This window comes from Shewanella psychrophila (assembly GCF_002005305.1).
Taxonomy (GTDB): Bacteria; Pseudomonadota; Gammaproteobacteria; order Enterobacterales; family Shewanellaceae; genus Shewanella; species Shewanella psychrophila.
The window spans coordinates 1,865,455-1,878,374 of sequence record NZ_CP014782.1 but is presented as its reverse complement, the minus strand read 5'-3'; the positions used below and the strand labels follow the sequence as shown (position 1 = coordinate 1,878,374).

Genomic DNA, 12,920 nt, shown 5'->3' with positions numbered 1-12,920 from the left:
GCCACTCTCTCGACTATTACTTACTTCTTAGAAAATGATAAGCGAAGGGTAGTGACTAAAGATAACAAATTAATATCCTTAGTTTGCAATCTCAGCTATAGCTGAATAAAAGCTCTATTACTTTTAAATAGTGAATTACTGGGTGCGGGTTATGAGGGGAACAAAAAGGCCCATTGCAGCTTAGAGTTGCAATGGGCCTATATTTCAATCAGTCAGCTAGTTAAAGCTATCTAGCGTCAGTGGTTATTTAAACGAGCTCCAGATCGGGGCGTGATCCGATGGTTTCTCTATAGCGCGAAGTTCGTAATCTACATCGGATTCGACCAGACGTTCATTGAGTGACTTAGTCGCCAGTACCACATCGATGCGCAGGCCGCGGTTATCCACAAAACCTTTACTGCGGTAATCGAACCAAGAGTAACGCTCGGTGCGCTCAGGGTGCAGCTCGCGGAAAGTATCCAGTAATCCCCAATCCATTAGAGTCTTCAGCCATTCACGTTCTTCTGGCTGAAAGCTACACTTACCGGTTTTTAACCAACGTTTAGCGTTTGGCTCGCCTATGCCTATGTCGAGATCAACAGGTGAGATATTGATATCACCGATAATTGCGATATCTTCATCTGGCGTGTGGTGCTCGTTAAGGTAAGTCATCAGATCTTTATAGAACTGACGCTTGGCGGGGTACTTGGTTTCGTGGCTGATGTTGTCGCCCTGAGGAAAGTAGCCATTAAGCACAGTTAACGGACGGCCATTTTCTTGGGTGAAGGTTCCCATGATCATTCGGCGCTGAGCATCTTCGCTATCTGTCGGGAAGCCTTTTTGTACCTTAATAGGTTCGAGCTTAGAGAGCATGGCAACGCCGTAATGGGCCTTACCACCGTGGTAATGCACCTTGTAACCCATGGCTTCGACGTCGGCAGCCGGGAACACATCATCGTGTGCCTTGGTTTCCTGTAGGCCAATAACATCTGGCTGATGCGTGTCGATAAGCGCCTGGAGTTGATGCAGTCTGGCGCGAATGCCATTGATATTAAAAGATACTATTTTCATCTATTCAGAGTCCTTTACTAAACGTATGTTACGGCAGTACGCGCTTAAATGGCTTAACTATGACCTTGTCATACACGCCAGCAGCAATATAAGGGTCTACATCGGCCCAGGCTTGAGCGTCTTCTAACGATGGGAAATCCGCAACCACCAGTGAACCGGTAAACCCAGCTTCTCCCGGGTTTTCATTGTCGATAGCCGGGTGTGGACCTGCAACAAGCAGACGACCTTCATCGGCCAATTGTTGTAGGCGTGCCAGATGCTCTGGGCGAGCGGCAAGGCGTTTCTCTAAGCTGTTCTCTACATCTTGTGATGAGATCATATACCACATAGTTTTAGTTCCTTTTATTAGGCTAGCTAAGCACCCATGACCGATATTCAGTGACTTCTTATCAGTGCCGGATTACTTCTTAGTTAATTCTTTCTTATGTTCTTCAGGCATGTGTTTAAACAGGTAAACCACCGTCACGACCGTATTAAGCAAGGTCAGTGCGGTTAAGCCAAATACTTTGAAGTTGACCCAGGTTTCTTGGGACAAACTGAAGGCCACATAAATATTGATAAGGCCGCAGGCGATGAAAAAGGTTACCCAATACCAGGTGACATGGGCCCAAATTCTGTCTTCGACGACTAATTCTTTGCCTAGCATGCTCTTGAGGATAGGCTTATTGATGAACTGGCTGACTGCGAGAGCGATAGCAAATAGCGCGTAAACGACAGTTACTTTCCATTTGATGAAGGTGTCATCATGAAATACTAAGGTGAGGGTACCGAAAAAGGTCACCATCACGAAGGTCACCAGATGCATTTTCTCTATCTTCTTGTAGAGTGCATAGGTGACTATCAATTGCAGCGCTGTTGCGGCGATTAAGGCGCCACTGGCTACATAGATATCGAAGAATTTATAGACGGCAAAAAAGATGACTAAAGGCAGAAAATCGAGCAGTTGTTTCATAGGAATATTATCAAAATGGCTATTCAAAATTGAGAGCCCGAGTGTAACACGAGCGGCGGGGTAAACAAGTAGCATAAGCGGTTTAGCCTAGCTGATATACAGCATAGATGATGTATATGAAACAAGGCTGAAGTCCTTGATGAATCGTTAATCTCATCTAAGGCATATGATTCGCCGTCAGTATAGGACGCCAGCTCTTAGGTAAGGGGTTTATCCAGGCGTCGAGTAGGCTGTGAGACTTGAGTTTCCTGTGCTTGCCATAATCCATACCCTAAAATCTCCGTGAGCATTAGGGAAGCAGCCATTGCTATACTTGTGAATTTTGTTGCATTGATTTTATCTGTGCCTAAGACCTCTGCTACGGCAAGTTGAATTATCTTGGCATCTATAGAGCTTTGAGAATGACCATAAGCTGTAATCAAGACGGTTGCGAATTGCGTAAGCTGAAAAGGTATAGGCTGAATTGTTAAATGATAGCCAAGAGGCTTGAGCCTTAACTACTCAAACAAAAATCGTTTGAGGTCAGTTATTCTTATCTCTCTTAATATCATAGCTGCAAAGTAGGCTGTAAATCCGCCAATTACCAGGGAAAACAGGAGTGATGATGTCTGTTTTTGCTGCAGGTAATAGCCCAACATAGTACCAAAGTAAGCAAGCATCAATAAGTTAATTTTCGACCCGTCTTTAAATGCCGGATATTTGGAGGCGATATCTTTTGTGATACGAACTTGACCAAGCCAGCCAGAGAGTTTGAAGGTTATTTCTCGAAGGTCACCACTGCTGTCTTTCCTTGTAGTGTAATTCGTATGTTCAAAGCCATTCCTTTCTCGATACTGCTCAAGCTTCTCTATTATTGTTTCCATTTTTAATATCCTGTCACGACTTAGCTTATCCAATTGAGAGCTTACTTATTTATTACTCTTAATAAAACTGCTTTTCTCTGTAATCAGTCTCTTGTTTTTCAGGCTCATTTCATAGTGAAAGTTTATAACGTTAACTCCCTTTTGCATTTGTTTCCGTTTTATTATCGATAAATCTATAATGCTGCGGTAAAGCGAGATGGTAACAACAAGATCATAATAACAAGATAGCGAACAGATTGGAGTTTTTACAAAATATGAAGAGACAGTTGAATGCTGTTAAATACGCCGTAGCCTTATCCCTTGGCCTGTTTAGTTTTACTGCGAGCGCAAGCGATACCTTGACCGCTGAAGAAGTGATTGGCTTACAGCAAGTCGCACAAGCACAAGTGAGTCCATCGGGTGATAATGTTGCCTTTACTCGCTATGTGCCCCGTGAGCTGTATAAAGAAGAAAATGGACTGCATTGGGCTGAGCTTTATCTTGTGGATGATAAAGGCGTCGAGCGCCCTTACATCACAGGTCAGGTGACGGTTAATAACATTCAGTGGTCTGCAGATGGCAGCTTGATTTATTTTCTCGCCAAAATGGGCGAAGACAAGTTTACCGCGCTTTATCAGATCCCTTTTAACGGTGGTCAGGCGCAAAAGACGCTAGCGCTAAAAGAGACTGATGTCGCTAGCTATGCCCTAAGCCATGACGGTAAGCAGATCGCCATTATTGCCAAACCAGCTAAAGACAAAAGCGTCAAAGAACTTAAAAAGCTCGGCTTTATGGCCGAAGTCTATGAAGAGAACCTCACGAATAAGCAATTGTTCGTGCTTGACTTGGCGGTGACCGATAAGCCGCTGACACCAGTAGCCTGGAACATTGAGGACTATGTCTCTGATGTGCAGTGGTCATCAAATGGCGAGCGGCTGTTAGTGAAGACTCAACCAACTGCGCTTATTGATGATAAGTACATGAAGTCTCAGTGGCACATCGTTAATGTGGCGAAGCAGAAGGTGATGACCTCATTTATCACCGAAGGTAAGCTGGGTGATGCCGAGTTTTCTTATGATGGCAAGTATGTCGCTATTTTAGGCGCCGAAGATAAGCACGATCCTGCCGCTGGCCGTCTTTATCTCGCAGAAACTAAAACCGGTAAGATCAGTGAGTGGTTACCCAATCACTTAGGTCACGTGAGTGATTTCGAGTGGAAAAATGACAAAAATGAGCTCTACTTTATCACTAACATTGATACTGACTCGGTTGTTGGCTTAATCAAACCTGGTAGCAATGATTATCAAAAAGTAGTTAAAGCGGGTACGTTTATCGCCTCTCAGTTGAGCCTCTCAGATTCTGACCAGACCATTGCACTTCGCGCCAATACCGATAAGCATCCAAATGAAGTCTATATGCTGCGTGGTAGTAAGCACAAAGTGAGCCGCTTGAGTAACTCGAACACTTGGCTCGATGACAAACGCCTGGCTAAGCAAGAGTCTATTTCGTTTAACGCGAAAGATGGTGTAGAGATAGGTGGCGTACTTATTTACCCACTGGATTATAAAAAGGGTCAACGTTATCCACTTATCATGTCGGTACACGGCGGTCCAGAGAGTCATGACAAAGACGGTTGGCTGACCAATTATTCCCGTCCTGGTCAGCTGGGCGCGACTCAAGGTTATGCAGTGTTTTACCCGAACTACCGTGGTAGTACGGGTAAAGGTGTCGACTACTCAAAGCTTGGTCAGAATGATTATGCTGGTAAAGAGTTCGATGATTTAGTCGAGTTTAAAGACCATTTAGTCGATATGGGCTTAGTTGATAGTAAGAAGGTCGGTATTACCGGTGGTTCATACGGTGGTTATGCCTCAGCTTGGGCGGCGACCAAACTGACTAAGCATTTCGCAGCTAGCGTGATGTTTGTCGGTGTGACTAACCAGCTATCCAAGTTTGGTACAACCGATATCTCTAACGAGATGCATCTGGTGCATGCCCGCTCTTACCCTTGGGATAAGTGGCAGTGGTACTTAGAGCGTAGCCCAATTTATTGGGCGGGTCAGTCAGAAACGCCACTGCTTATTATGCATGGTAAAGATGATCCCCGTGTTCACCCAGCGCAATCTATGGAACTTTACCGCTACATGAAGGTGCAGGGGAAAACGGTACGTTTGGTTTACTACCCGGGCGAAGGCCATGGTAACCGTAAGGCTGCCGCTCAGTATGACTATCATCTACGTCTGATGCGCTGGATGGATCACTATCTGAAGAGTGACGGTAAAGAGATGCCAGCGAATGAGCTAGATCATAAAGCTAATCTCGAGGCGGTTAAGAAGGACGCTTAATTCAGTCATTGCTTACCGCTAACAAATAAAAACGCCTGAGCATGCTCGGGCGTTTTTATTTGTCGTTATTACATTCTTAAATAGATTGGGATGACTAATCTCAACTATATGGTTTAGTTTTCTACATAGACATACATAAGAACAGATTTTAGTTAACAAATCAGTATCAAGTTTGCTGAAATATTTTGGGGTTCAATTTGTTGTAATATAGAGGGATTTATGAAAAATATTCTTGTGCTTTTTTTCGCCATTATTTTTGGTGTGGTCTTGATAAAAGCTTGTATGCGCGGTCAGGAGGTTTCTAAATGGCCGTCTGTTGAGGGGCATGTTACATCATCTGAAATTGTTAAAAAGGTAGAACAAAAGACTAAAACACAAAATGATAGAAAAGTTAGGTATACCGAGACTAAATACGTTTTAAAATTAACTTATGAGTATGAAGTTAACGGCACGCCTTATTCTGGAAGAGACTCATCGTTTGGTGAAAGTTCAAGCTTGAGCGCTAAGCAAAAACAGAAACGATATCCGGATGGCAAATCGGTAAACGTTAAGTTTGATCCAAAAAATCCCTATGATAGCGTTGTAAAAATATAGTCACTGCAGTGGTGTAGCTGTAAATAAGAGCGCCAACTCTGTGAGTTGGCGCTCTGGTGTCTATTGGTTAAGCTTTAGGTTGCGGCCTTCATATTGCGGGTAAATTCACCAAGCTTAGTTAACAATGCGGTTTCATCATCTTTATTAGCGGCAATAATCTTCACTACCGCAGAACCTGAGATTACGCCTGCAGCGCCAGCTTCAATAGCCTCTTTCACTTGGGAAGGCTCAGCGATACCGAAACCCAGTAGTGGCGGCGCACCGTTGTACTCTTTGAGGCGAGATAAAATTTCACTGATTGGCATCCCGGCTTTTGCCTCTGTACCTGTGACGCCGGCGCGTGAAAGCAAATAAGTATAACCTTCACCTTTATCGCTCACCATCTTTAGGGTGTCACTATCTGCATTTGGCGGTGCAATAAAGATAGGCGCTACATTATGAGCCTTGGCAGATGCGATAAATGGCTCAGCTTCTTCAACGGGCACATCGGCGATAAGCACCGAGTCTACACCAGCAGCTTGAGCCTTAGCGTAAAAGCTATCGATACTCTTGGTATAAACCAAGTTAGCATAAAGCAAAAGACCGATGGGTAGCTCCGGATATTTAGCCCGAATGACAGTGAGCATCTCGAAACACTGAGTCGGTGTAGTACCGGCTGCCAGTGAGCGTAGATTTGCACCTTGAATAACAGGGCCGTCGGCCAATGGATCAGAAAAGGGGAAGCCCAGCTCCAGGGCATCGGCACCATTTTCGACTAAACAGTCGATGATCTTTAATGACAGTTCAGGGCTTGGATCGCCTAAGGTCACGAATGGCACAAACGCGCCTTGGTTTTTTTCTTTCAGTGCGGCAAATGCTGCCTGGTAACGGCCTGCTTGTTTAGATTCGGTCATCGCCGCTCTCCTGTGCTTTTTCACGGTTTTCTAGAATGTCTGCGACGGTGAAGATATCTTTATCACCTCGGCCAGATAGGTTAACCACTAAGATGGTTTCCTTGGTGGCTTTTTCTGCAAGCTTGAGTGCATATGCTATGGCGTGTGATGACTCAAGCGCCGGGATAATCCCTTCACAACGGGCGAGCAGCTGGAAGGCGTCAAGTGCTTCATCATCTGTTGCGGACTCGTAAGTCGCGCGGCCGGTAGCCGCAAGATGCGCATGCTGAGGACCGACCGATGGGAAATCGAGTCCCGCCGATATAGAGTAAGACTCTTCGATTTGACCTTCACTGTCTTGCATTAACGGTGCTTTCATGCCAAAGAAAATGCCTGTTTTACCGTGCTTAAGTGGTGCGCCATGCATAGGGGTATCGATACCAAGACCCGCAGGCTCTACACCGATAAGTTGTACACTTTCTTCATCGATGAAGTCGGCGAACATGCCGATGGCGTTTGAGCCGCCACCAACACAGGCAATAACCGCGTCGGGAAGACGTCCTTCACGCTCAAAAAGTTGTTTCTTGGTTTCTTCGCCAATCATGCGTTGAAATTCACGCACGATAGTGGGGAAAGGATGCGGCCCGGCAGCGGTACCAAGTAAGTAGTGAGCTTTTTCATAGCTGCCTGACCAGTCTCGCATGGCTTCGTTACAGGCATCTTTCAGGGTAGATGAGCCAGATGTGACGGGAATAACTTCTGCGCCCATTAGCTTCATTCTAAAGACGTTAGGAGACTGACGCTCTATGTCTTTAGCGCCCATGTAGACCTTACATTTTAGATCTAACAGTGCACAGGCGAGGGCGGTTGCTACACCGTGTTGGCCAGCACCTGTTTCGGCGATGATCTCTTTCTTACCCATGCGTTTGGCAAGCAAGGCCTGACCCAAAACCTGGTTGGTCTTGTGGGCGCCGCCGTGAAGCAGGTCTTCGCGCTTGAGATAGATTTTTACCAGAGGATTTGGACTCAAGTTTCGGGTCAATGTCAGTGCCGTTGGGCGACCTGCATAGTTTTTCAAAAGATCACTGAATTCGGCTTGAAAGGCTTCATCTTCTTGAGCTTCAATAAACGCCGTTTCGAGCTGTTTTAGTGCAGGCACTAATATCTGCGGTACGTACATACCGCCGTATTCGCCGAAGTAGGGGTCGAGTTTGGTCATAAGGTTATCCTAAAGTGTTGTTCAGCGAGTAGTACTTGCTATTGAGTATGATCTTGTTGTCACGTGTGCTCATTTGTAAGCACAAACTCCGCGCACGCTCCTAAACCTCATACTTAATTTCTGCGTTCTACACGCCGACTATAATTTCAAAGTTTAATCTGATAAATAATCTTAAAGTTCAATATATTAATACTGTCTGAGGGCGCTAAAAGCGGCGGCGATCTTATGATGATCTTTCTGCCCCGGTGCACTCTCTAGGCCTGAGTTAAAGTCCAGGCCATAAAATCCTTGTTTGCTCGCGTTATTGGCATTGTCTGCATCTAAACCGCCAGCAAGCATGGCGTCTTGTTTATTTGGTAGTGACTGTTGCCAGTCGAAGCTAAGGCCTGTTCCACCAAATTGCTCGCCAGTTGCCTTGTTGCTTTTGCTGTCGAACAAGATGCGATCGACATTTGTGGGAATAGCAAGCTCACTGTCGGTTTGCTCCGGATCAAGTTTAATCGCCACAGCTTTCCAAATCTGCGCCTTGCTGTTCGTGGCTTCTAAGGCGATTCGAACTTGAGCGATATCATACTCAGACTCACTGCCGTGGAGTTGCACCGCAAACAGCTCGAGTGATGATGCTATATCGGCGATAGTCTTAGCCGACGCGTTAACAAATACACCGACAAAATTGAGCTGCGTACCCGAGAACCGATGAGTAGCTACCAGAGACTTAGCATTGTCTGGCGTGATATAGCGAGGTGACTTTTCGGCGAAAATGAGACCACCATAAATAGCGCCAGCATCGGCGACAACATTTGCATCTTCTACCGATGTGAGACCGCAGACCTTGTTGTGGCCGAGCGTCAATGTACGACAAGCCAAGTCTAAGTCATCAGCTGCCATCAGTGAGCTGCCGACCAGGAAGCCATCTACTAATGGACTCAAGCGTCGAACCTGTGCCTGATTGTATATCCCTGATTCGCTGATCACCACACGATCTGACGGTATACGAGGCGCAAGCTCCTCTGTCGTGGCCAAGTCGGTAGACAAGTCACGCAGGTTACGGTTATTGATGCCGATAATGTTGGCATTGAGTGTAATGGCGCGCTCGAGCTCGGCTTCATTGCTCACCTCTGTGAGTATGTCGAGGTGGTACTTGTCTGCTTCGCAGGCCAGAGCTAAGTATCGGTCATCATCGAGTACGGAAAGCATCAATAGGATAGCATCTGCGCCTTGGTGGGCGGCGAGCTTAACTTGATAGCTATCGATGAAAAAATCCTTACACAGGATTGGCTGCTTAACACGGGCGCGGACTTTGGGAATATAATCCATATCGCCCTGAAAGAACTGCTCATCTGTGAGTACCGAGATCCCAGCAGCATAGTCATTGTAGACATCGGCTATGGCTTCGACATCGAAATCCGTTCGGATAAGGCCTTTGGATGGGCTGGCTTTCTTGCATTCGAAGATAAAACCGGCATTTGGCGCCCTTAATGCCTCGAACAAACTGCGATCTGATATTTTGGGTTTAAGGCTCGCTTCCGGAAAGCGTAGCTTCAATGCTTCCATATGTGCAGCCTTAGTATCGACGATTCTAGTCAATACATTACTGCTCTTAGACGGGCTGTCGCCGTTTTCTTTATTGCTTTGTCTTAAGTCTAGTGTTGAACTACTCACGCTATTGCTCCTAATCCTATTTTTCATCTGACTTTGCTGCAACGCTGGCACTGGCAAGTTGCTCGAGTAAGCTGTAGGCCTTACCACTGGCTAGGGTCTCGAGTGCTAAGGCTGTACCTGTTTTGACTGAGTCACACACACCTGAGATGTAAAGCGCACAACCTGCGTTGGCGGCAACAGCGTGACTGTGTGCGGCTTGACCTTGCCCTTGTAGTATGGCGCGAGTGAATTTTGCGTTTTGCTCGGGAGTGCCTCCTTCGAGATCCTTAAGCTGGGCAGGGGTTACGCCTAACTCTTCTGGTGTGATCTGGTATTGTTTTATCTCACCTTCAACCAACTCACACACTAAGGTGTCACCGTGGATAGCCACTTCGTCCAAACCACTGCCATGGACTACCATAGCGCGCTTCATGCCCAATGCTTTCAATACTTCGGCGATAGGTTTAACCAGTTCACTGCTGTATACCCCGAGCAAGATGAAATCCGGATGAGATGGATTGATCAAAGGTCCTAATACATTAAACAGGGTGCGGGTCTTCAGTGCTTGGCGAACAGGCACCGCGTGACGCACACCACCATGGTAGTGGGGAGCAAACAGGAAACACAGGCCGAGTTCATCGAGACAATCTCGTGCGGTTTCAGGCGCCATGGTTAAATCGATACCGAACTGGGCAAGCAGATCCGATGAACCTGATTTACTCGAGACACTACGATTACCGTGTTTGGCCACCTTAGCTCCCGCTGCTGCTGCGACGAAGGCGGCAGTAGTAGAGATATTGATGGTGTTATGACCATCACCGCCAGTACCGACGATGTCGACGATGCCTTGAGCACGTGTACTATCACTCGGGGCTGGAAATGGTTTTGCCGCTGCGCGCAATGCATCGGCAGCGCCTGAGATTTCATCGATAGTCTCACCGCGCATCTTCATTGCGATCAGCATGCCAGCCATGGCTACTTCACTCATCTCACCTTGGATGATGGCGCCAACAAGAGATTTCGACTCGGCGCGGGTTGCACTTTGGCCTGCATAGAGTTTATCTAATAGAGGTTGAAGTTGGCTCATTGTGCATCTCCTGTTTTGCTGAGGTATGAATATGGGCATCGGTTAAGTAGTTCAGGGTCTGTGTCAGCAGTTGGCTTCCGAGTGTAGTTAAAATTGATTCCGGATGGAATTGAAAACCTACCGCCTTATGACTCTTGTGGCTGATAGCCATAGGCATATCTTCGGTTGTGGCTATTATCTCGAGGCAATCGGGCACTTGGGTTGCCACTAAGCTGTGATAACGGGCCACAGGAAGCGGTGAGGGCAGATTGGCAAAGATATCGACTCCTTCATGGAAGGTCGGGCTTGCTTTACCGTGTACCACTTGAGGGGCGCGTTCAACCTTGCCGCCGTAGTGCTCAATTATGGCCTGATGACCGAGACAAATTCCCAGCATAGGCACCTTGCCGGCCAGTTTGGCAATTAGCGCCATTAGGCAGCCAGCTTCATGGGGCGCGCCGGGGCCGGGTGAGAGTACCAGGGCCGCCTTGCCTGTTTCGTTTAACAACTTGTTGGCGATAAAGTCTGCGCTGAGATCGTTACGATAGATAACCACCTCGAAGCCTAAGCTTCTGAATTGATCCACCAGGTTGTAGGTGAACGAATCGAAATTGTCTAAAAGGTAAAGTTTCATAGTCCGCCTCCCATTTTTATTGCGGTTATTACGGCCTGTGCCTTTTGACGAGTTTCGTCGGCTTCGGCCTGTGGATCTGAATCAAATACTACACCAGCTCCAGCTTGAATATGGGCGATGCCATTTTTAACAAAGGCTGAGCGGATGACGATACAAGTATCCATGTCACCAAGGCCATTGAGATAACCTGCTGCTCCGCCATAGCTGCCGCGTCGGGTTTGCTCGACACCGCGAATAAGTTGCGATGCGCTCACCTTAGGTGCGCCAGTTAACGTGCCCATGTTCATACAGGCCTGATAGGCGTGCAGGGCATCGAGATCTATACGTAGTTGCCCTGTGACGCGACTGACTAAGTGCATCACATGGGAGTATCTGTCTACTTTCAATAACTCAGGGATCTTACGAGTACCACTTTGGCTTATACGGGCTACATCATTTCGAGCAAGATCGACCAGCATCAAGTGCTCAGAAAGCTCCTTCTTATCCAGACGGAGCTCGAGTTCAATACGGCTGTCGAGATCGGCATCTATCTGACCATCGGCTGTCTTACCACGCTGACGGGTACCGGCTATGGGGTAAATCTCCACCTGATTAGTGTGAGTCTCATATTTAAGCGCGCTCTCAGGTGATGCGCCAAACACGGTGAAATCATCGCCCCTGAAATAGAACATATAAGGACTCGGGTTTGTCAGGCGCAGGGCGCGGTAGGCTCCGAGAGTGTTGGGACATGGCAAGCTGAAACTGCGTGATGGCACGACCTGAAAGATATTACCGGCCACAATATGAGACTTAAGAGAGATGACTGTGTTTTTAAAAGTCTCGTCCGAGATATCGACAGCAACTTCGGCGGTAACCGGTATCAGTTCGCCAGCGGCTGCGACCCGTTCAATCTGAGCTTTGACTAACTCGACACGTTTGGCGAGTACCTTGGCATACTCGTTCTTGAGCGTCGGCTCTGCTATAAAGTTATGGGTGACGATATTGGCCGTTTCTTGTTGACGGTCGACAGTGAGCAGGGTTTCGGCCAGGTAAAACAGATAATCCGGGCACGTGTTAGCACCGTGGGGCACCTGAGGTAGGGGCTCGACGGTATCGATAAGATCGTAAGCCAGTACGCCACCTAAGAATAGGTCTTCAAATGCCGGGCTGGCTCCGCAATCAATCTCTTGGACTAAGGCGCGCAGACCATCTAAGGGAGAGGTAGATTTGAGTCTGGCATCTTCATCTAGCTGCGCGGTTTGTTTTGCTAATGTCAGCTTAAGTACGTTGTTTTCTAAGTTTGAACTGGCACTATGAAAGAAGGTTTGAATCGGCAAGAGTAGAGACTGACCATTGTCGGTCAAGGCGGTAAATGTCAGTTGGTAACCTTCACAACGTATCATCAAGGCTGCATCGGTTAGGATTAGGCTCTTGATATTATCCTTACTCTCGATTTCAGCAGATTCGAGCAACATGGTGTGGGGCGCATCTTGAGTAAGATGCTGATATAAACTTAAAGGATCTTCCGGGTAGGAGATCCGCTCCTTACTCGTGTTGACTTGAGCTAGTTTCATCTGTTGTTTCTCTTCTCTATTCAATTCTTTCATTTATGCGCTTAAATATCGGCTTTTTCTAATTGGTTATGTTTGCTCAAAATTGGGTACAAAAAAGCCCGCATCTTGTGCGGGCTTCTTGTTGAATCTTGTCTCTTTTACATGAGCACAGA

Annotated in this window: 12 protein-coding genes and 1 other annotated feature (1 of these 13 running past the window's edge); of the genes, 2 read left to right on the top strand and 10 right to left on the bottom strand. The window is 46.9% G+C overall.

Annotated elements, in window-relative coordinates; genetic code table 11:
* Positions 1 to 243: 243 nt before the first annotated feature.
* The 4 genes from xthA to sps_RS08320 form a co-directional block, all read right to left on the bottom strand.
* A complete protein-coding gene (gene xthA, locus sps_RS08335) occupies positions 244 to 1,050 on the bottom strand; it encodes an exodeoxyribonuclease III (protein WP_077752110.1) in 807 nt (268 codons plus the stop codon).
* Between the two features lie 28 nt (positions 1,051 to 1,078).
* Positions 1,079 to 1,378, bottom strand: coding sequence for a YciI family protein (locus tag sps_RS08330; protein ID WP_013052083.1), 300 nt, complete (start codon positions 1,376 to 1,378; stop codon positions 1,079 to 1,081).
* 72 nt (positions 1,379 to 1,450) lie between these two features.
* On the bottom strand, positions 1,451 to 2,002 hold the full coding sequence (locus sps_RS08325; protein ID WP_077755604.1) for a septation protein A: 552 nt from the start codon (positions 2,000 to 2,002) through the stop codon (positions 1,451 to 1,453).
* Between the two features lie 497 nt (positions 2,003 to 2,499).
* Positions 2,500 to 2,865 (bottom strand): hypothetical protein, encoded by a 366-nt coding sequence (locus sps_RS08320; protein ID WP_077752109.1) that lies wholly within the window; start codon positions 2,863 to 2,865, stop codon positions 2,500 to 2,502.
* A gap of 254 nt (positions 2,866 to 3,119) precedes the next feature.
* Here sps_RS08320 and sps_RS08315 point away from each other — a divergent pair, with 254 nt between their 5' ends.
* Both sps_RS08315 and sps_RS08310 read left to right on the top strand, forming a co-directional pair.
* Positions 3,120 to 5,189, top strand: coding sequence for a S9 family peptidase (locus sps_RS08315; RefSeq protein WP_077752108.1), 2,070 nt, complete (start codon positions 3,120 to 3,122; stop codon positions 5,187 to 5,189).
* Positions 5,190 to 5,408: 219 nt separating this feature from the next.
* Positions 5,409 to 5,783 carry a DUF3592 domain-containing protein gene (locus sps_RS08310; RefSeq protein ID WP_077752107.1) on the top strand — a complete coding sequence of 125 codons (375 nt, stop codon included), beginning with the start codon at positions 5,409 to 5,411 and terminating at the stop codon, positions 5,781 to 5,783.
* 74 nt (positions 5,784 to 5,857) lie between these two features.
* On the opposite strand, the gene trpA is transcribed toward sps_RS08310, so the two are convergent.
* The 6 genes from trpA to sps_RS08280 all read right to left on the bottom strand — a co-directional run bounded on the left by trpA (position 5,858) and on the right by sps_RS08280 (position 12,768).
* On the bottom strand, positions 5,858 to 6,676 hold the full coding sequence (trpA, locus tag sps_RS08305; protein ID WP_077752106.1) for a tryptophan synthase subunit alpha: 819 nt from the start codon (positions 6,674 to 6,676) through the stop codon (positions 5,858 to 5,860).
* Positions 6,663 to 7,874: a tryptophan synthase subunit beta gene (trpB, locus tag sps_RS08300; RefSeq protein WP_077752105.1), complete on the bottom strand. Its 1,212-nt coding sequence runs from the start codon at positions 7,872 to 7,874 to the stop codon at positions 6,663 to 6,665. The genes trpA and trpB overlap by 14 nt, the downstream gene beginning before the upstream one ends.
* Before the next feature lie 186 nt (positions 7,875 to 8,060).
* Entirely contained in the window at positions 8,061 to 9,563 is a 1,503-nt protein-coding gene (gene trpCF / locus sps_RS08295; protein ID WP_077752104.1) for a bifunctional indole-3-glycerol-phosphate synthase TrpC/phosphoribosylanthranilate isomerase TrpF, read from the bottom strand.
* A complete protein-coding gene (trpD, locus tag sps_RS08290; RefSeq protein ID WP_077752103.1) occupies positions 9,553 to 10,602 on the bottom strand; it encodes an anthranilate phosphoribosyltransferase in 1,050 nt (349 codons plus the stop codon). Before trpD ends, trpCF begins: the two co-directional genes overlap by 11 nt.
* Positions 10,574 to 11,215, bottom strand: a complete 642-nt coding sequence (locus sps_RS08285; protein WP_077752102.1) for an aminodeoxychorismate/anthranilate synthase component II — start codon at positions 11,213 to 11,215, stop codon at positions 10,574 to 10,576. The genes trpD and sps_RS08285 overlap by 29 nt, the downstream gene beginning before the upstream one ends.
* Complete coding sequence (locus sps_RS08280) at positions 11,212 to 12,768, bottom strand: anthranilate synthase component 1 (RefSeq protein WP_149027400.1); 1,557 nt, start codon at positions 12,766 to 12,768, stop codon at positions 11,212 to 11,214. The genes sps_RS08285 and sps_RS08280 overlap by 4 nt, the downstream gene beginning before the upstream one ends.
* An 88-nt stretch (positions 12,769 to 12,856) precedes the next feature.
* Positions 12,857 to 12,920 (bottom strand) — a sequence feature (Trp leader region); it runs 45 nt beyond the window's last position.

Bases quoted from the DNA above. Each gene is read 5' to 3' on its own strand.
- sps_RS08310 (WP_077752107.1), top strand. From the start codon at position 5,409: ATGAAAAATATTCTTGTGCTTTTTTTCGCCATTATTTTTGGTGTGGTC.
- xthA (WP_077752110.1), bottom strand. From the start codon at position 1,050: ATGAAAATAGTATCTTTTAATATCAATGGCATTCGCGCCAGACTGCAT.
- sps_RS08280 (WP_149027400.1), bottom strand. From the start codon at position 12,768: ATGAAACTAGCTCAAGTCAACACGAGTAAGGAGCGGATCTCCTACCCG.
- trpD (WP_077752103.1), bottom strand. From the start codon at position 10,602: ATGAGCCAACTTCAACCTCTATTAGATAAACTCTATGCAGGCCAAAGT.
- trpA (WP_077752106.1), bottom strand. From the start codon at position 6,676: ATGACCGAATCTAAACAAGCAGGCCGTTACCAGGCAGCATTTGCCGCA.
- sps_RS08315 (WP_077752108.1), top strand. From the start codon at position 3,120: ATGAAGAGACAGTTGAATGCTGTTAAATACGCCGTAGCCTTATCCCTT.
- trpB (WP_077752105.1), bottom strand. From the start codon at position 7,874: ATGACCAAACTCGACCCCTACTTCGGCGAATACGGCGGTATGTACGTA.
- sps_RS08325 (WP_077755604.1), bottom strand. From the start codon at position 2,002: ATGAAACAACTGCTCGATTTTCTGCCTTTAGTCATCTTTTTTGCCGTC.
- sps_RS08320 (WP_077752109.1), bottom strand. From the start codon at position 2,865: ATGGAAACAATAATAGAGAAGCTTGAGCAGTATCGAGAAAGGAATGGC.
- sps_RS08330 (WP_013052083.1), bottom strand. From the start codon at position 1,378: ATGTGGTATATGATCTCATCACAAGATGTAGAGAACAGCTTAGAGAAA.
- trpCF (WP_077752104.1), bottom strand. From the start codon at position 9,563: ATGAAAAATAGGATTAGGAGCAATAGCGTGAGTAGTTCAACACTAGAC.
- sps_RS08285 (WP_077752102.1), bottom strand. From the start codon at position 11,215: ATGAAACTTTACCTTTTAGACAATTTCGATTCGTTCACCTACAACCTG.